The 16,072-nt window shown below is 66.8% G+C and carries 21 protein-coding genes; 11 read left to right on the top strand and 10 right to left on the bottom strand.

The genetic code is table 11. The features are described 5' to 3' along the window. Position 1 precedes the first annotated feature (1 nt). From VFW04_09200 to pqqB, 5 genes are read right to left on the bottom strand one after another with little or no spacing between them, the layout of a single operon-like run. Complete coding sequence (locus VFW04_09200; GenBank protein HEX5179493.1) at positions 2-1,372, bottom strand: pitrilysin family protein; 1,371 nt, start codon at positions 1,370-1,372, stop codon at positions 2-4. Continuing rightward, complete coding sequence (locus VFW04_09195) at positions 1,369-2,850, bottom strand: pitrilysin family protein (GenBank protein ID HEX5179492.1); 1,482 nt, start codon at positions 2,848-2,850, stop codon at positions 1,369-1,371. The genes VFW04_09200 and VFW04_09195 overlap by 4 nt, the downstream gene beginning before the upstream one ends. Continuing rightward, positions 2,847-3,146: a pyrroloquinoline quinone biosynthesis peptide chaperone PqqD gene (gene pqqD / locus VFW04_09190; GenBank protein HEX5179491.1), complete on the bottom strand. Its 300-nt coding sequence runs from the start codon at positions 3,144-3,146 to the stop codon at positions 2,847-2,849. The genes VFW04_09195 and pqqD overlap by 4 nt, the downstream gene beginning before the upstream one ends. A gap of 2 nt (positions 3,147-3,148) precedes the next feature. Further along, positions 3,149-3,898 carry a pyrroloquinoline-quinone synthase PqqC gene (gene pqqC, locus VFW04_09185; GenBank protein HEX5179490.1) on the bottom strand — a complete coding sequence of 250 codons (750 nt, stop codon included), beginning with the start codon at positions 3,896-3,898 and terminating at the stop codon, positions 3,149-3,151. Positions 3,899-3,900: 2 nt separating this feature from the next. After that, entirely contained in the window at positions 3,901-4,806 is a 906-nt protein-coding gene (pqqB, locus tag VFW04_09180; GenBank protein ID HEX5179489.1) for a pyrroloquinoline quinone biosynthesis protein PqqB, read from the bottom strand. A 229-nt stretch (positions 4,807-5,035) separates the two neighbouring features. Between pqqB and VFW04_09175 the strand changes: the two genes are divergently transcribed. The 3 genes from VFW04_09175 to VFW04_09165 all read left to right on the top strand — a co-directional run bounded on the left by VFW04_09175 (position 5,036) and on the right by VFW04_09165 (position 6,362). Further along, positions 5,036-5,176, top strand: coding sequence for a hypothetical protein (locus tag VFW04_09175; protein HEX5179488.1), 141 nt, complete (start codon positions 5,036-5,038; stop codon positions 5,174-5,176). A gap of 318 nt (positions 5,177-5,494) precedes the next feature. Continuing rightward, positions 5,495-6,094, top strand: coding sequence for a sigma-70 family RNA polymerase sigma factor (locus tag VFW04_09170; protein ID HEX5179487.1), 600 nt, complete (start codon positions 5,495-5,497; stop codon positions 6,092-6,094). A gap of 1 nt (position 6,095) precedes the next feature. Continuing rightward, positions 6,096-6,362: a zf-HC2 domain-containing protein gene (locus VFW04_09165; GenBank protein HEX5179486.1), complete on the top strand. Its 267-nt coding sequence runs from the start codon at positions 6,096-6,098 to the stop codon at positions 6,360-6,362. Between the two features lie 40 nt (positions 6,363-6,402). On the opposite strand, the gene cysK is transcribed toward VFW04_09165, so the two are convergent. From cysK to VFW04_09145, 4 genes are all read right to left on the bottom strand, one after another. Next, a complete protein-coding gene (cysK, locus tag VFW04_09160; protein HEX5179485.1) occupies positions 6,403-7,344 on the bottom strand; it encodes a cysteine synthase A in 942 nt (313 codons plus the stop codon). A gap of 14 nt (positions 7,345-7,358) precedes the next feature. After that, positions 7,359-7,808 (bottom strand): OsmC family protein, encoded by a 450-nt coding sequence (locus VFW04_09155; protein HEX5179484.1) that lies wholly within the window; start codon positions 7,806-7,808, stop codon positions 7,359-7,361. Continuing rightward, positions 7,805-8,710: a sulfurtransferase gene (locus VFW04_09150; protein ID HEX5179483.1), complete on the bottom strand. Its 906-nt coding sequence runs from the start codon at positions 8,708-8,710 to the stop codon at positions 7,805-7,807. Before VFW04_09150 ends, VFW04_09155 begins: the two co-directional genes overlap by 4 nt. 297 nt (positions 8,711-9,007) lie before the next feature. Continuing rightward, positions 9,008-9,340: a tRNA-binding protein gene (locus tag VFW04_09145; protein HEX5179482.1), complete on the bottom strand. Its 333-nt coding sequence runs from the start codon at positions 9,338-9,340 to the stop codon at positions 9,008-9,010. Positions 9,341-9,403: 63 nt separating this feature from the next. Between VFW04_09145 and VFW04_09140 the strand changes: the two genes are divergently transcribed. The 4 genes from VFW04_09140 to VFW04_09125 all read left to right on the top strand — a co-directional run bounded on the left by VFW04_09140 (position 9,404) and on the right by VFW04_09125 (position 12,989). After that, positions 9,404-10,546 carry a glycosyltransferase family 87 protein gene (locus VFW04_09140; protein ID HEX5179481.1) on the top strand — a complete coding sequence of 381 codons (1,143 nt, stop codon included), beginning with the start codon at positions 9,404-9,406 and terminating at the stop codon, positions 10,544-10,546. 74 nt (positions 10,547-10,620) lie between these two features. After that, positions 10,621-11,088: a hypothetical protein gene (locus tag VFW04_09135; GenBank protein HEX5179480.1), complete on the top strand. Its 468-nt coding sequence runs from the start codon at positions 10,621-10,623 to the stop codon at positions 11,086-11,088. Positions 11,089-11,249: 161 nt separating this feature from the next. Next, positions 11,250-11,672, top strand: a complete 423-nt coding sequence (locus VFW04_09130) for a YciI family protein (protein HEX5179479.1) — start codon at positions 11,250-11,252, stop codon at positions 11,670-11,672. A gap of 33 nt (positions 11,673-11,705) precedes the next feature. Beyond that, on the top strand, positions 11,706-12,989 hold the full coding sequence (locus VFW04_09125; GenBank protein ID HEX5179478.1) for an RNA polymerase sigma factor: 1,284 nt from the start codon (positions 11,706-11,708) through the stop codon (positions 12,987-12,989). Here VFW04_09125 and VFW04_09120 read toward each other — a convergent pair. Further along, positions 12,986-13,462: a DinB family protein gene (locus tag VFW04_09120; GenBank protein HEX5179477.1), complete on the bottom strand. Its 477-nt coding sequence runs from the start codon at positions 13,460-13,462 to the stop codon at positions 12,986-12,988. The genes VFW04_09125 and VFW04_09120 overlap by 4 nt on opposite strands. Before the next feature lie 132 nt (positions 13,463-13,594). Between VFW04_09120 and VFW04_09115 the strand changes: the two genes are divergently transcribed. The 4 genes from VFW04_09115 to VFW04_09100 all read left to right on the top strand — a co-directional run. After that, entirely contained in the window at positions 13,595-13,915 is a 321-nt protein-coding gene (locus tag VFW04_09115; protein ID HEX5179476.1) for a (2Fe-2S) ferredoxin domain-containing protein, read from the top strand. A 27-nt stretch (positions 13,916-13,942) separates the two neighbouring features. Next, complete coding sequence (locus VFW04_09110) at positions 13,943-15,142, top strand: acetate/propionate family kinase (protein ID HEX5179475.1); 1,200 nt, start codon at positions 13,943-13,945, stop codon at positions 15,140-15,142. A 98-nt stretch (positions 15,143-15,240) separates the two neighbouring features. Then, entirely contained in the window at positions 15,241-15,528 is a 288-nt protein-coding gene (locus VFW04_09105; GenBank protein ID HEX5179474.1) for a hypothetical protein, read from the top strand. After that, the coding region (locus VFW04_09100) for an amidohydrolase family protein (GenBank protein ID HEX5179473.1) at positions 15,529-16,072 on the top strand (544 nt) is incomplete at its 3' end.

The raw sequence follows: 16,072 nt of genomic DNA, 5'->3' as shown, positions 1-16,072 counted from the left end.
CTCAGAAGCCGGTGAGCAGCGCGCGCGACACGCGGGTCGTGTCGCCGAGATACGCGAACTTCACGTCGTGCATGTACCGCCGTGCCGCGCGCTGCACATCCTGGGGCGTCACGCGCTCGAGCTCGGCCGCGAAGTCATCGGCCGCGTGCCAATCGCCGCGGTACAGTTGGGCGCGCGCGAGAAAGTTGGCCTGCTGGTCGTTCGTTTCGTTGTTCAGGAAGTATTCGGTGAGGAACTGGGCGACGATCACGTGCAAATTGTCCACGTCGACGAGTCCGTGCTGCAGCTCCTGCACCTGCTCCCGCATGATGGCGAGGACCGAATCCGGATACACGGTGGTGACGTAGAGGCCGCCCGCGGAGACGGCTCGCTCCAGAAACGGCGCTTCCACCGCATAGGTGAGATTGCGCCGCGAGCGCACCTCGGCGAACAGCCGGCCGCTGAGCACGGCCGTCGCAACGCGCAGCGCCTGGTAGTCGCTACTCGTCGCCGCCGGACCGTTGTAATAGCCGAGGATGTAGTTCGTGGGCAGCGAGCGCTGCTCGAGCACCGCCGGCGCCGGGGATCTTGCGGGCGACGGGTCGCCCGACGTGTCCGCGCTCATGCCCGATGGAATCGCCGTCCAGTGATACGCGCCGGCCGGCAGCGTGCCTAACGTGCGCTGGATGTCGCGCGAGACCTGCGCGCTGTCGACGTTGCCCACGACGACGACGAGCATGCGCGAGGTGACGAGCGCGGTGTCGCGAAACCGGCGCAGATCCTGTGCGGAAATCGAGGCGATGGACCGCTCGGTGCCCGAGGCCGCAAGCCCGTACGGGGTACCGGCAAACGCGACGCTGTCGGCGAGATACTCCACCCAATCGTCCGGCGAGTCGCGCCGCTCGCTCACGCCGCTCGCGACCTGTGCGCGTGTGAGCTCGACGTCGCTCGAGTCGAGTGTGGGATGCATGAGCCGGTCGGCAAACAACATCCAGGTGCTGTCGAACGTGGAGCGAATGCCGCGGAAGCCGAACATCGTCCAGTCGGGCTGCGGCTCGACGACGATGCTGCTGCCGAGCTCGGCGGTTTTGAGGCGGAGCGCTTCGCGCGAATAGTGCTCGGTGCCGCGCTCCGACACCCAGAGCATCATGGGCGCGATGCCGACGGTGGAGTCCGTTAGGCCGCGGGTGCCGCCGAGCAGATACAGATTGACGGCGACGACGTCGTTGGCGGCGTTGCGGCGCAGGATGACGTGAACGCCGGAGACGTCGAAGCTCGTCGTCAACGTGTCGGGCGGCGGCACGTGCGGCCGCGGCGCGGCAGCGGCCGCATGGGACGCGCCGCCGGCCGTGAGCGTGACCGCGAGTGCGATCGCAACGAGACGCGGCATCATGGCTGCGGCGAAGTACGCACCGGCTTTTCCGGGCGAAGGAGATCGGCGTCCGTGAGGCCGATCAGCTGCCGGTCCTCCGGTGAGATGAGCACGCCCACGACGCGCGGCTTGCCGGCGATGTACGTGCGCACGTAGCGCCGCAAATCGTCGGGCGTCTGCCGTGCCATGTTGTCGATGTAGCCGAGATAGTAGTCGAGACCGGCGACCGCCCACCAGAATCCGAGCTGGTGGGCAAATCCCGACGCGCGCTCGAGGCCGAGCGCCGTGCCCACGGCGCGCTGCTGCTTTTGCAGCGCGACGTCGGCGGCGCTGAAGTAGCCGGGCGTGCCGAACTTCGAGATTTCGGAATCGAGCGCGGCGAGCGCGGGACGCAGTTTGTCGGCGGTGGTCTCTCCGCTGATCGTGATCGGTCCGGTGTGGTTGAGCGTGTAATAGTTCACCACCACCGAATGCCACAGCCCGCTGTCCACGAGGCGGCGCTGGAAGCGCGAGCCGTCCTGATTCATCACGTCGGAGAACACGTCGGCGGCATACGTCGATTGCGGATCTTTCCCGACGCTCGGGCCTAACCACTGCTCCTGGACGAACACCGTGCTCACCGGCTGCTCGACGATTTCGGCTTCATCGTGCGGGAGCGGCGGGACGTCGGGGATCGGATATTTCGTGAACGGATCGGGGCCGCGCGGAATGCTGCCGAACGTGCGTTGGGCGAGCGCGAACACGCTGTCGGGCCGGACGTCGCCGGCCACGATGAGCGCCGCGTTGTTGGGGATGTAGTAGCGGTGCTCGATCTCGCGCATCTGCGCCGGGGTGACGTGCAGAACGACGTCGCGATTGCCGATCATGTTCTTGCGGCTGTACTGCGAGCGCCACAAGAGATGGTTCATGTCCTCGGTGAACTTGAAGAACGGGCTCGATTCCTGGCGGTCGTATTCGCCTAACACGACCTGGCGTTCGGTCTCGAGCTCATCCGGGCGAAAGAGCGGCGCGCGAAACGCGGCGGCGAGAAACGACAGGCCGGCCGCGACGCTGTCCGATGGCAGGGTGATATAGTAGTTCACCACCTCTTCACGCGTGCTGCCGTTGAACACCGCGCCGAGCTCGGCCGCGCGTTGGACGAACTGCTCGGGCTCGGGATAGGAGGCGTTGGCCTTGAAGAACATGTGCTCGTACATGTGCGCCAGCCCCTCGTACTCGGGGGTCTGCGTGAACGCGCCGTTCCGCACATCGATCTCGACCGTCGCCAGCGGGACCCCGTGATTCTCGATGACGATCACCTCGAGACCGTTAGGCAGCACGGTCTTGTGGATCACCTTTTCGAGCGTCGCGCGCATACCGGCCGCGGCCGCCGGCAGCGCCGCGGGCGCGCCCGCCGCCGCCGTGGGCGCGGAACGCGATCGTTGGGCAGCGGCGGTTCCGGCGCCGAACACCAGCGATGCGCAGACCGCGAGGCACGCGCGAAATCGGAGATGCGTCACGGGGAGGTGGGGACCGAGGGTGGCGCGGCGGCGTCGCGAACGAGCTCGCGCTCGCCCAACTTATCCAGGTACTCGAGCACGTCGGCCCGCACGTCGGCGCCGTAGCGCTCGCCCAACGCCGCGGCGATCGCGTCGATCGTCCGCTCGCCGTCGCACAGCGCAAGGATCTCGGCCGCGGTGTCGTTGAGCAGGATCGCCCCCTCCGGATACAGCAGCACGCGACGCTGGCGCACCGGGTCGAAGTCGACGCGGGCGAACCGCCAGAGCCGGGGCCGCGTGCCGCCGCCGAATCCCACGGCTATTCCTCGCGGTAGGCGTGGTGGATCGTGTCGATCATGGCCCACAGCATCTCGATCTTGAACCGCAGCGCCTCGAACGCGCGCTGCTGCGTTTCGACGGTGGTGCAGTACCGGGTCACGATCGCCAGCCCTTCGGCGCTGTCCCGCGGCGCCTGCGTCAGGCGGCTCTCGAAGTACGCGTACGCCTCGGGCTTGATCCACGGATAGTTCTTCGGCATCGACGCGAGGCGGCGGCGCATGATGTCCGGCGCGAACAGCTCCGTCAACGACGCGGCCACCGCATCGACCCACGGCTTGGTCTTGCAGAACGTGACGTACGCCTCGGTGGCGAAGCGGACGCCCGGCAGGACGTAGCGCTCGTCGTCCATCTCCTCGCGCGAGAGGCCCAGTCCGATGCCTAACTGGATCCATTTCTCGATGCCGCCTTCGCCCTCGCGCGTTCCGTCGTGGTCGATGAGGCGCTGGATCCACTGCCGGCGGACCGCGGGGACCGGGCAGTTCGAGAGAATCGCCCCGTCCTTGCGCGGCACCGCCCGCTGATAGCACAGGCGGTTGGCGACCCACCCTTGCAGCTGCCGCTGCGTCAGCTGGCCGTCGTGCATCAACTGATGGAACGGGTGCTCGACGTAATACGACGAGTGGAAGGCGCGCAGCGCGTCGGCCAGCTCGTTAGGCACGAGCGGCCGCTCCAGCCGCGGGATCGGCGGCGGCGGCGGAGCCGACATGGTGGTGAATGACGAAGCGGCCATGGTCAGATCTGAAATGTCATCCCGTCAGCTCCGACGACGACGCCCGCGCGCTCCACGGTGCGGCGTTCCGGAGAATCTTCGATCAGGATCGGGTTCGTATTGTTGATGTGCGTGTACACCTTGTGACGGCAAGGGAGCCCCCAGAAGCGGCCCAGGGTGCCCGCGGTCCCGCTGATGGGCGCGTGACCCATCTGCACGGCGGTGCGGTCGCCCAGGCCAACGCGTTGCGGCTCGTCGTCGGTGAAAAAGGTGCCGTCGAGGAGCGCAACGTCCGCGCCTGCGAGACGGCCGGCGAGGGCGTCGTCGAGCGCTGCCGACCCTGGGACGAACGCGCAGGTCCCGCCGGTGGTGCCATCGTGAACGAGGAGGCCCACCGTGTGACCGGGCTCGTTCGAGGACGCGAAGCGCGGCGGGTCGCCTGCCACCTCGACGGCCTCGAGCGAGAGGCCGCTCGCCGTCCCGTCGCGGTAGCGGAGCGCCGCCGCCATCCCGTTCGCCTCGAGGACGGTGACATCGACGCAGGCGAAGGCGCGCGTGACCGGGAGAATGCGGGAGTCGCGCTCGAGCGTGCCTAACACGGAAGCCGTCGCGTAGAGGTGCAGCGCGCGCCCCTCGCGCAACAGCTCGATGCCTAACGTGTGGTCGAGCTCGGCGTCGGTGAGGGCGATGCCATCGATCGGCACATAGCGCGTTTCGGTGGTCCGCGCGGTGGGCAGCGTCGCGATCTGCTCGCGCACGTCGGGCGAGGCGTCCAGCAAGAACCAGCGTGCACCGTCGGCGCTGACCGCGATCGAGGATTGCGTGCGAGCGCGTGCTCGCTCAGGCGCCTCGCGAGCCGTGCGGCAGGACGGACACCAGCAATTCCATTGCGGGAATCCGCCGCCGGCTGCGGTCCCCAACAGCGTCACGTGCACAAATCACCGGAGCGGAGAAAAGAAAAGAGCCCGGGGTCACCGGGCTCTTGCTGCCGCGTTGGTTAGCGCCGCGCGACGTATGCCGTGACTTCCATCGTCACTTCGACGACCTCGAACTCTGGTTTCGTCCACCGCATGCGATTGCCTCTCGAGAGAAGTGAATGTCCGGCGCGGCCGCACCGGTCCCACTTGGGAAGGTCAGCCACGAATCCCTGACCCTCTCATGGTCACTATAGCACTCCGCGGACGCGACACGCAAGCCAAGGCGAAAGACGGGTCCAGCATCAAGGCAGACGCGCGGCCAGTCCCGGAGCAGATGTGGGTGGTGGGCTTCTGCGCGTTGAAGAACGGATTGAACGGGTGACAGCACGGATCGCTCGGCTGCGCGGTGCCGGTCCATCGGAAGCGGGTGAGGGTCGATCCCTTGTTTGCCTCAAAGAAAGATGGTCAACGACTGCTCACGCGAGGCCAGCGGCCCTGATTCCGAGGCGGACGACAGCGATGCGATGGTGACACTTAACTCTTTCGGGCGCAATCGTTTGACTACTCTCGTCTTTTGACGAAATTGTAACGCCGAACCACGGCACAGACGGGAACCGCTCGTGTATACGCGGTCATCAGTTGGTATCGCTGCCGGAGTCAACAAGCCCACGACGGTGGTGGGAAACACACGAGGCCCTTCATGGATGGAACGCTGACCGCCGCTGAGTCGCACCGCGTCGACTCGAGACGCTTTGAGGTTGAAGCGTTGCCCTGGCTGGACGATGTGTACCGGTTCGCGCTCTCGATGACGCGCGATGAATCCGATGCCGACGACGTCGTCCAGGAGACCTTTCTCCGCGCGTACCGCTCGTGGCACACCTTCGAGCCCGGCAGCGAATGTCGGAAGTGGCTCTTCACGATCTGCCGGAACGTTTTTCTCAGGCTTCGGGAACGAGAACGGCGTCGTGTGGATTACGGCGGTGATGATGCGCAGCTCGAAGCGCTTGCATCGGGGCAGGAGATCGTGGGGTCGATCGGCGAGCACGCCGACATCCTCAGCCACGTGGATCTCGCGCCGGCGCTCGAGCGCGCGATTGGAGACTTGCCGGAGGTATTCCGCTCTGCCGTCGTGCTGGTTGACGTCGAAGGGATGGCATACAATGAAGCAGCGTCCGTGCTCGGCGTCCCGGTCGGAACGATCCGATCGCGCCTGTTTCGCGGACGGCGGTTGTTGCAGGAGTCGCTCGTGATGTTCGCGCGAGACGCGGGACTGCCCACGCGCGCTGCATGCGAGGTCTAACGTGTTCCTCACCGAGACAGAGATCGTCGCCATGGACTGTACCGACGTCGTTCGCCAACTCTGGGATTACCTGGACGGCGAGCTCACGGACGAGTCGATGGATGCCATTCGGGGGCACCTCGCCGAGTGCCGGCAGTGCTATCCGCAGTTCGACTTCGAGCGCACGTTTCTCGAGGCGGTGGCAGCGACGCGGCGCGAGCATCCGGCGCCCAACATGGTGCGGCGCAAGGTGCTGGCCAAGCTGCGGAAGGCGGGCCTCGAGTTCTAACGGAGCCTGCGCCTAACGCTGGGCTCGCGCGTCGCGCGCATCAGGACGCGGCGCGATCCGGTTCCGCAAACAACGCCGTCGACAGGTACCGCGCCCCGGAGTCCGGCGCGATCATCGCGACGCGTTTCCCCGGACCCAGCTCCCGCGCGATGCGCAGCGCCCAGAACGCGATGGCGCCGCTCGACATGCCGACGAACAATCCTTCCTCGCGTGCGAGCCGGCGCGCCAACGGGAACGCGTCTTCCTCCCACGCCGTGACGACGCGATCGATGACGGAACGATCGAGGTTGTCCGGGATGAAGCCAGGTCCCATGCCCTGAAAACGATGCTCGCCGCGCGCTCCTCCACTGAGCACGGCCGAGCGTGCGGGTTCGACGGTGATCACCTGGATGCGGGAGTCGCGCTCCTTGAGAAAACGGCCGACGCCGCTGATCGTGCCGCCGGTGCCCGATCCGTACACGAACGCGTCGACGCGGCCGGCCATCTGCTCCCAGATCTCCGGGCCCGTGGTGTCATAGTGCACGCGCGGATTGGCCGGGTTGGAGAACTGGTTAGGCATCCAGGCGCCGGTGGTGTCGCGGATGCGCTCGGCTTCCTCGATGGCGGCGAGCATGCGCCGTTCGGGATCGGTGAGCACGAGCTCGGCGCCGTACGCGAGGAGCGTGCGTTTGCGCTCTTCGCTCATCTGCGCCGGAAGGCAGAGGATGAGCCGGTAGCCGCGGGCCGCGGCCACCTGCGCGAGCCCCACGCCGGTGTTACCCGATGTCGGTTCGACGATCGTGCCGCCCGGGTGCAGGAGGCCGCGCTGCTCGGCGTCGACCACCATGCCTAACGCAGTCCGGTCCTTGATCGAGCCCCCGGGATTCATCCCCTCCATTTTGACCCACACTTCGGCCATGTCCGGCTCCACGACGCGCTCGAGGCGGATCATCGGCGTGCGGCCGATGGCGGAGGAGACCGTGGGATGGACGATCGTCGACATGGCAGCGGACCGGCTCAGTGCAGCTCCACCTCCCACTCGACCGGAATGTCGCGGTCGAGCGACGAGCGCACCGAGCAGTATTTCTCCACCGACAACTGCACGGCGCGCTCGGCGTTCTCGCGATCGAGGCCCTGGGCGGTGATGTGGAAACGGAGGAGCACGTGGGACAAACGGCGCGGAATCGTCTCGACGCGCCTGCCCACGACTTCGACGCGCAGCGCCTGGATGGGCGTGCGTCGCTTGGCGAGAATGTCGATCACATCCACGGATGCGCAGCCGGCCAGCGAAGAAAGCATCGTGTCCACCGGCCCGGGCGCCGTGATGCCGTCACCATCGATCGGCAGCGTTGGGCCGCCCGGCCGGCCGGCCGTGAAGCGATGCTCCGCGTGCCACACGAGCTCGACGCGGTTAGGCTTGTGCTTCACGACGGCCGCCGGTGCGGCTCCGCTCGTCGGATCGGTCACGCGGTCGCCCCTTTCTCGATCGGGAGGCGCACGGAATTGCCCCACTCGGTCCAACTCCCGTCGTAGTTGCGCACTTTGTCGTAGCCTAACAGATACGTGAGCACGAACCAGGTGTGCGACGAACGCTCGCCGATGCGGCAATACGCGATCACATCGTCGCTCGGCTTGAGGCCCGCTTCCTTCTCGTAGATGCTGCGCAACTCATCGGCGCTCTTGAAGGTGCCGTCGGGATTCGCGGCGCGCGCCCACGGAACGTTCTTGGCGCCCGGAATGTGTCCGCCGCGCAGCACGCCTTCCTGCGGATATTCGGGCATGTGCGTTTTCTTACCGCTGAATTCGTCCGGCGAGCGGACGTCGATCAGCGGCAGCTCCGCCTTCGCGTGGCTGAGCGTCTCCTCGCGAAACGCGCGAATGGGCGCGTCCTTGCGTTCGGGCGCGGTGTAGTTGCTGCGCTGAAAGTGCGGCACATCGGCGATCAACCGGCGCCCCTCCTGCTCCCACTTCACGCGTCCGCCATCCAACACGCGCGCGTTCTCGAATCCGAAGAGACGGAACACCCAGAGCGCGTAGCAGGCCCACCAGTTGTTCTTGTCGCCGTAGAAGACGACCGTTTTCGAATCGTCGATGCCGCGCGAGCGGAGCAGCTCCTGGAAGTGCTCGCGGTCGACGTAGTCGCGCACGATCGGATCGTTGAGGTCGGCGTGCCAATCGACTTTCTGTGCGTTCGGAATGTGGCCCATGTCGTAGAGCAGCACATCTTCGTCGCTCTCAATGATGCGGATGGATGGATTGTCGAGATTGGCCGCCAACCATTCGGTGGAGACGAGCAGTTCCGGATGGGTGTATCCCTTGGCCAGAATCGTCTTGTCCGGCGCGGCGGCGGGTGTGGTCGCGGTTGCCATGGGTCGGTCCTCGTGCTCGAGTGAGAGGTGCAGGTGACGAACGCCGACGCGCAGGAAATGGTTCGCGTTGGGCTCGACGGAGACAAAAAAGCCGGCCGCTGCGTTCAGCGACCGGCCGGAATGCGCGTTGCGACGATGATGTCAGCAGCGACGACGCGCGGATCCGCCCGGCCACCGATGGGCGGCCCGGCAACATGCGCACATGGATTGATCCTTACGCGACTGCATCATCACCATGAATCAACAAGTATCCGGCAGCCGCGTCCGTGTCAAGGATGTTCGGGTCCGAGTACGGTGCTAGCCGATGCGCGTGCCGTCGTCGACGGCGCGATCGACGCAGAGCAGAATGACCTCGCGTTCCGTCGGCATGGCGCCGAGCACCAGCACGTCGCTTTCGAAGCCGGCGATGCGACGAGAAGGAAAATTCACGACGGCCACGACCTGCCGTCCCACGAGTTGCTCCGGTGTATAATGGACCGTGAGTTGGGCGCTCGATCGTTTCACGCCCAACGCAGGCCCGAAATCGATGCGCAGTTTGATCGCGGGTTTTCGCGCTTCGGGAAACGGCTCGGCCGCGACGACGGTGCCGACGCGGATGTCGAGCGTGAGGAAGTCATCGACGGTGGCCATGGCGGACAACCTCGCGCCGCGTGACGTTCGCGGCAACCCCGGCCACGCGGGATGCGGCGTGTAATGATGTCCAACGACAAACCGTTGGCGGCGAGCGAGTCGTTCCTTGGCGGGACGGACCTCGCCGCGTGGTTGGATCGCGCGATGCCATGGCTCATCGCGGCGTACGTCCTCGCGGCAACGCTCGCGTGGTTCACGCGGACGTTCACGCTGCACCATCACTGGACGTATCCCGTCTTCCGGCAATCGTTCTATCACTTGCTTGCGCATCGCAATCTGTACGCGAGCGATCCGGCGCAGGGATACGATTTCTTCAAGTACAGTCCGACGTTCGCGCTCCTGTTCGCGCCGTTCGCGCTGCTGCCGTCGTCGGTTGGGCTGCTCGTGTGGGATGTCGCGAATGCGCTGGCCGTGCTCGCCGCGGTGGCGATGGTGTTGCCGCGGCGCCAGGCGGCGATTGCCGCGATCGTGGTGCTGCCGGAAGTGTTCGTGTCCGCGCAGGCATCGCAGTCGAACGGGCTCGTGGCCGCGCTCATTGTGTGTGCGTTCGTGGCGCTCGAGCGCTCGCGATTGACGGCGGCGGCCATCGCCGTCGCCGTCGGTACGGCGATCAAGATTTTCCCGCTCGCTGCGGTGACCTTGGCGCTGCCGCGGTCGACGCGCTGGAAGTTCGGCTGGCGGATCGTGGTGGCGGGCGCCGTGCTGGCCGCGCTTCCGTTAGGCGTCATCTCCTGGCCGCTGCTGCGGCAGCAGTACCAGTGGTGGGCGAACATTGAGGCGGTGGATGCGCTGGCCCGGGGCGCCTCGGCGATGGGATTGTTGGCCGGCGTCGTGCCCGGCTCGTGGCCTAACTGGCCGGTGCAGCTCGCGGGCACCCTCGTCCTGCTGGCGCCGCTCGTCCTGCGCCCGGGCCAGTGGAACGACGCGAGATTTCTGCGACTCTATCTCTGCTCGCTGCTCGTGTACGTGGTGTTGTTCAACCATCAGGCGGAGCGACCGTCGTACGTGATTGCCGTGACGGGCGTGGCGCTCTGGTACGCGATGTCGCCGCGCACGCTGTGGCGCACCCTGCTCGTGCTTCTCACGCTCGTTGGCTTGCGAGAAGCGCCGTGTCTGCTGGTCTGGATCGTGATCCAGTACGACCTGTGGACATTTCGCACCGCCGAGCCCGCTGTAAGTGACGGAGTGGCCGCTGGTTCCGGGTGATGTCGAAATGCGGCCTGCTGGTTCGACGTGATGATGAAGGCACGAATCACCACGACTCGAACCGGAGACACGCCATGACTGCCATTTTGCTTTCGCCCCGCGCTGAAATTCGCTCGAGCCATCGGTCCGTGACGCGCGCGATCGGTCGCCGGCTCTCGCTCGTTTCCCGCTCCCTGCTCGGCTCGATCTTCGTGTTCGCGGGCTTGAACGGCTTCCTGAATTTCATGCCGCAGCCGACGTCACTGCCGAAAGGCGCAGCGGCGTTCGCGCTTGCCTTGTTCCAGAGCGGCTACATGATGCAGTTGATCGCGGGAACCCAGTTGCTCTCCGGCGCGCTGCTCCTGGCGAACCGGTACGTTCCGCTCGCGCTGGCGCTGCTGGCGCCGGTGATCGTGAACATTGTCGCCTTCCACACGTTCCTGCTGCCGTCGGGCCTCGTGATGGCGGCGATCGTGTTCGGGCTCGAGCTCCACCTGGCGATCACGTACCGCGCGGCGTACCGCTCGATGCTCAGGGCCCGGGTATCGCCCGAGGCACGCTAGCGGAGTGGTTTCACGGCGCATCGGAGAGTTTTTGCCTACACAGTAGGTAACACTTCCCCGATGGCCGCGGGCGGTCCCGATGTTGCGCGCGGACTCCCGCCCAGACTGTCGGCCGGACACACACACACACACTCTCGAACTCGAGAAAACGGAGACACGCCATGCGGTTCATGATCCTTGTGAAGGCCAACGCTGAGAGCGAGGCCGGCAAGCTGCCGACCGCGCAAGATCTGGCCGAGATGACGAAGTTCAACGAGGAGTTGGCTAAGGCGGGCGTCATGCTCGCCGGCGAAGGACTTCACTCCAGTGCGAGGGGCGTGCGGGTTCGCTTTGGCGAGGGCAAGCCGAAAGTCATCGATGGTCCGTTCACGGAAACCAAGGAGCTCATCGCCGGCTTCTGGATCTGGAACGTGAAGTCCAAGGAAGAGGCGGTCGAATGGCTCAAGCGCGCGCCGTTCAAGGAAGGGGAGGTCGAGATCCGGCAGGTTTTCGAGGCCGACGACTTCGGCTCGAATCTCACGCCGGAAACGAAAGCACGTGAGGAGCGCATTCGCGCCGAAGTATCGAAGCGGCACGGACGCTGATCACCGAATTCGAGACGAGGTTCCGGAAGGCTAGTGGCGGACATCAACCGAACTATCGATGCGGTGTGGCGGATCGAGTCGGCGAAGCTCATTGCCAGCTTGACCCGCCTCACGCGCGACGTAGGCCTTGCCGAGGACCTGGCGCAGGACGCGCTGGTGGCGGCGATGGAGCGGTGGCCGGAGACGGGAATCCCCGACAACCCGGGCGCGTGGCTCATGGCGACCGCCAAGCACCGCGCGATCGACCACGTGCGACGCGGCAAGATGCTGGACCGGACGCACCAGCAGTTAGGCGCGGAGCGCGACGACGAACAGGACACTCCCGAGTCGGCCCTGGTGGAATCGATGGACGACGAGATCGGAGACGAGCTGCTGCGCCTGGTGTTCATCGCCTGCCATCCGGTGCTGCCGATGGAGGCGCGGGTGGCGCTCACGCTGCGCCTGTTAGGCGGGCTCGCGACCGAGGAGATCGCGCGCGCATTCCTGGTGCCCGTCGCCACGATGGCGCAGCGGATCGTGCGCGCCAAGCGCACGTTGTCGGAAGCGTGCGTGCCGTTCGACGTGCCGCGCGGCCCCGATCTCAAGGCGCGGCTGGCATCGGTGCTGCAGGTGATCTATCTGATCTTCAATGAAGGCTATACGGCGACGGCCGGCGACGACTGGATTCGCCCGTCGCTGTGCGAGGAAGCGATGCGGCTTGGCCGCATCGTGGGCGGGCTCATGCCTGAGGAATCGGAAGTCTTCGGTCTCGTCGCGCTGATGGAGATCCAGGCGTCGCGGCTGCGCGCCCGCGTAGGGCCGGCGGGCGAGCCCATCTTGCTGCTCGACCAGAACCGCGCGCTCTGGGACCACGTGCTGATCCGTCATGCGCTCGGCTGTCTCGAGCACGCCGAAGGGTTGGGCGGAACGTTAGGCCCGTACGCGCTGCAGGCCGAGATCGCGGCGTGTCATGCCCGCGCGCGCACGGGAGCGGAGACGGATTGGCCGCGCATCGCGGCGTTGTACGACGCGCTCGCGCAGCTGGCGCCGTCGCCGGTGGTCGAGCTCAATCGCGCCGTCGCGGTCTCGATGGCGTTTGGACCAGCGGCGGGCCTCGAGATCGTGAATGAGTTGCGCGATGAGAAAGCGCTCGCGAGCTACCATCTCCTGCCGGCGGTGCGGGGCGACCTGCTTGCGAAGCTGGGCCGTCACGCCGAGGCGCGGGAGGAATTCGAGCGCGCGGCCAAGCTCACGCAGAACGCGCGCGAGCGCGAGCTGCTGCTCGCGTGCGCGCAGACGTCAGGCGCGCCGCCCGACGACGGCCCAACGGCTGCCTAACGCAAACCACGCACGGCCTTGCCGGTGGCGATCGCCTGGCCGACATGCCGCTGCGTGTGCTCGGCCACGTGGAACAGCAGGCCCAGCACCGTCGACGGCAGCTGCTGCTTGCCGACCCCGCGCGCGTCGAGCAGCGTGGCGCGCTCGGTCGCCCGAAACTGCTCGATGGCGCCCGCGATCGCCGCGCGTGCGCGCGCGATGAGCGCTGCGGCGTCTCCCGGCGCGTTGCCCTCGGCCGATTCAGTGACGAGCGCGCGGCGCTGCGCATCCGAGAGCGCGGCGCCGCGCGCATACGTGAGCAGCCGCTCGATGCTGCCGGCGATGTGTCGCAGGTGAAAGGCCACCGACGCGGCGCCGCCGGGGCGCGTTGCCAGCTCGTCGGGCGACAGGTCGCCTGCGGCGCGCTCGAGGTCTTCGGACGCCATGAGCAGCGCGTGCGCCGCTGGCTGCAGGTACGGGTCGACGCCAGGCACAGGGCCTCGAAGCCAGGGCTCGACAGTGGTCTTCGGTGTTGGGGTGGGTGACATGCGCGAAAGCTGTCATGGTGCGAGGGCGACGGCGAGGGCCGGGAATGCCCTGGGTGCAACGCCGGTCTATCTTCAATCATGGGTCAATACAAACATCACGTCTTCGTATGCACGTCCGGCAACACGTGTCCCACGCAAGGATCCGATGCCGTGCACGCGACGCTCAAGCGCGGCGCCGCGGCGGCGGGGCTCAAGGGCATCGTCAGGGTGAATCATGCCGGATGCATGAACCAATGCGGACATGGCCCGATGGTGGTCGTGTATCCCGACGACGTGTGGTACGCGGGCGTGGATGTGCACGGCGCGGAACGCATCGTGCGCGAGCACCTGCTGGGCGGCCGCGTCGTGGAAGCATACCGGCATCGTGCGCCGCCGGGCGACAACAAGCTCGTGGACTGACGCGATGGGACGTCGTTCGGCGTGAACGTGCTGGCGTTGAATTGCGGCAGCTCGTCGGTCAAGCTGCAGCTCGTGGACGCCGAGCCCGGCGCGGGCGACCACGCGCCGCTCGCCGTGCTGGCGCGGGGCGCGCTGCACAACGTGTCATCGCCTAACGCGACCTGGTCGGTGGATGCGGGCGACCGGCGCGTCGAAGGCGAGCTCCACCTGCGCGATCACTCCGTCGCCGCGCGGGAGCTGCTGGCGCGGTTCCGCGACGCGTACGGCGGCGCGATCGACGCCGTTGGGCATCGCATCGTGCACGGCGGGGCGCGGTACCGCGAGGCGACGGTCATCGACCGGGCCGTCATCGACTCGCTCACCGAGCTCGAGGAGCTCGCGCCGCTGCACAACGGACCGTGCGTCGCCGGGGTGCGCGCCGCGCGCGCTGCGTTAGGCGACGCCGTGCCGATGACCGCGTCGTTCGACACGACGTTTCATCGCGACCTGCCGCCGGTCGCATCGCAGTACGCGATTCCCGGCGCCATGGCCGAGCGGTGCGGCATTCGTCGCTACGGCTTTCACGGCCTGTCGTACCAGAGCGTGCTCGCGCGGTACTGCCACCTCACCGACACGCCGTCCGAGCACGCGACACTCATCGTACTACACCTCGGCAGCGGATGCTCGGCGGCCGCCATCCGCGACGGTCGGTCGGCGGACACGAGCATGGGCTTCACGCCGCTCGAAGGCCTGATGATGAGCACACGCAGCGGCGACCTCGATCCGGCCATCGTGGCGTTTCTCGCCCAACACGACCACGTCAGCGCGACGACGGTAGAGCAGTGGCTCAATACCCGGTCGGGCCTGCTCGGCGTGTCGCGCTCGACGGCGGACATGCGCGAGTTGTTGGCGGTCGAGCGCGACGACGAGCACGCCCGGTTGGCCATCGAGATGTTCGCGTATCGTGCGCGCAAATACGTGGGCGCGTATCTCGCCGCGTTGGGCGGCGCCGCGGCGGTCGTGTTCACCGGTGGAATCGGCGAAAACTCGCCGGTGGTGCGAACGCGCATCCTCGATGGGATGGAATGGCTCGGCATCCGACTGGATCCGGCGTGCAACAGTTCGTGTGTCGGCGCGCCGGCTCGCCTGAGCACTGACGATTCGCGCGTGGCGGTATACTCCATCCCGACCGACGAAGAAGGTGTGATCGCGCGCGACGCGGTACGGCTGCTGAACACGCCTGCGTGAGGCGAGCTCGAGCATTGGCGAGAGCCTCGCGATCGGCTATAGTGTGTGAGACCTGAACTCCTGTGTCGTTCGAACCCATTCCTCCACGCCGTGCTCTCATGGGTGCGGCCAAGCGATTCCTTCTCGCACGAGCCGAAGCGAGCATCAAGCCGCCGGCCGAGATCGAGCCGCCCCGTCTCATCCTTCGAGCCCTCGAGGCAATCCGTATGTCCCGTTCGCGCGATCGCATCCTGTCCAACCTCGACGAGATGTACCGCGAGGCGTTCGAACGCGCGAAGTCGAGCGCCGATCAAACGCAGATGTCGACGCTGGATTTTGCCTACCGGCGCGAACAGCTGTACTTCGAGATTCTGTTGGACATTCGCGACGCCATGGAGCGTCGCTGAGTGCGCGCGCCGTTCGTTGCACTCGCTCTTCTCTCGCTGCTCGTGACCGCATCGCATCCCACAACATCGTCGCCGATGACGATGGCCGTGGTGAACGCGCGCGTGTGGACGGGCGATGCCGCGCGTCCGTGGGCCGACGCGATCGCGGTGAGCGGGGACACGATCGCGGCGGTGGGCTCGAGCGCCGAGATCCGGAAGATGGCCGGCAGCGCGCGCATCATCGACGCGCACGGCGCGATGCTGGTGCCGGGATTCATCGATGCGCACGTGCATTTTCTGGACGGCGGGTTTGCGCTCGCGTCGGTGCAGCTGCGCGATGCGAAGACGCCGGCGGAGTTCGTTAGGCGGATCAAGGCATACGCGGCCACGCTGCCCAAAGGTGCCTGGGTATTGGGCGGCGACTGGGATCACACGCTGTGGGGAGGCGAGCTTCCGCGGCGCGATTGGATCGATTCCGTGACGCCGGATCATCCGGTGTGGGTCGGGCGTCTCGACGGGCACATGGGTCTCGCCAACAGCGCCGCCTTACGTGCCGCTGGCGTGA

It is taken from the genome of Gemmatimonadaceae bacterium (genome assembly GCA_036273715.1).
In the GTDB taxonomy this organism is placed as follows: Bacteria; Gemmatimonadota; Gemmatimonadetes; order Gemmatimonadales; family Gemmatimonadaceae; genus JADGGM01.
Note: the sequence above shows the minus strand (reverse complement) of the source record. Positions and strands in the feature narration are given on the sequence as shown.

What these genes read in the sequence shown, in the direction of transcription:
- VFW04_09200 (HEX5179493.1), bottom strand. Translation starts at nt 1,372, where the DNA reads ATGATGCCGCGTCTCGTTGCGATCGCACTCGCGGTCACGCTCACGGCC.
- pqqC (HEX5179490.1), bottom strand. Translation starts at nt 3,898, where the DNA reads ATGGCCGCTTCGTCATTCACCACCATGTCGGCTCCGCCGCCGCCGCCG.
- VFW04_09175 (HEX5179488.1), top strand. Translation starts at nt 5,036, where the DNA reads ATGGTCACTATAGCACTCCGCGGACGCGACACGCAAGCCAAGGCGAAA.
- VFW04_09170 (HEX5179487.1), top strand. Translation starts at nt 5,495, where the DNA reads ATGGATGGAACGCTGACCGCCGCTGAGTCGCACCGCGTCGACTCGAGA.
- cysK (HEX5179485.1), bottom strand. Translation starts at nt 7,344, where the DNA reads ATGTCGACGATCGTCCATCCCACGGTCTCCTCCGCCATCGGCCGCACG.
- VFW04_09150 (HEX5179483.1), bottom strand. Translation starts at nt 8,710, where the DNA reads ATGGCAACCGCGACCACACCCGCCGCCGCGCCGGACAAGACGATTCTG.
- VFW04_09145 (HEX5179482.1), bottom strand. Translation starts at nt 9,340, where the DNA reads ATGGCCACCGTCGATGACTTCCTCACGCTCGACATCCGCGTCGGCACC.
- VFW04_09140 (HEX5179481.1), top strand. Translation starts at nt 9,404, where the DNA reads ATGATGTCCAACGACAAACCGTTGGCGGCGAGCGAGTCGTTCCTTGGC.
- VFW04_09135 (HEX5179480.1), top strand. Translation starts at nt 10,621, where the DNA reads ATGACTGCCATTTTGCTTTCGCCCCGCGCTGAAATTCGCTCGAGCCAT.
- VFW04_09130 (HEX5179479.1), top strand. Translation starts at nt 11,250, where the DNA reads ATGCGGTTCATGATCCTTGTGAAGGCCAACGCTGAGAGCGAGGCCGGC.
- VFW04_09115 (HEX5179476.1), top strand. Translation starts at nt 13,595, where the DNA reads ATGGGTCAATACAAACATCACGTCTTCGTATGCACGTCCGGCAACACG.
- VFW04_09105 (HEX5179474.1), top strand. Translation starts at nt 15,241, where the DNA reads ATGGGTGCGGCCAAGCGATTCCTTCTCGCACGAGCCGAAGCGAGCATC.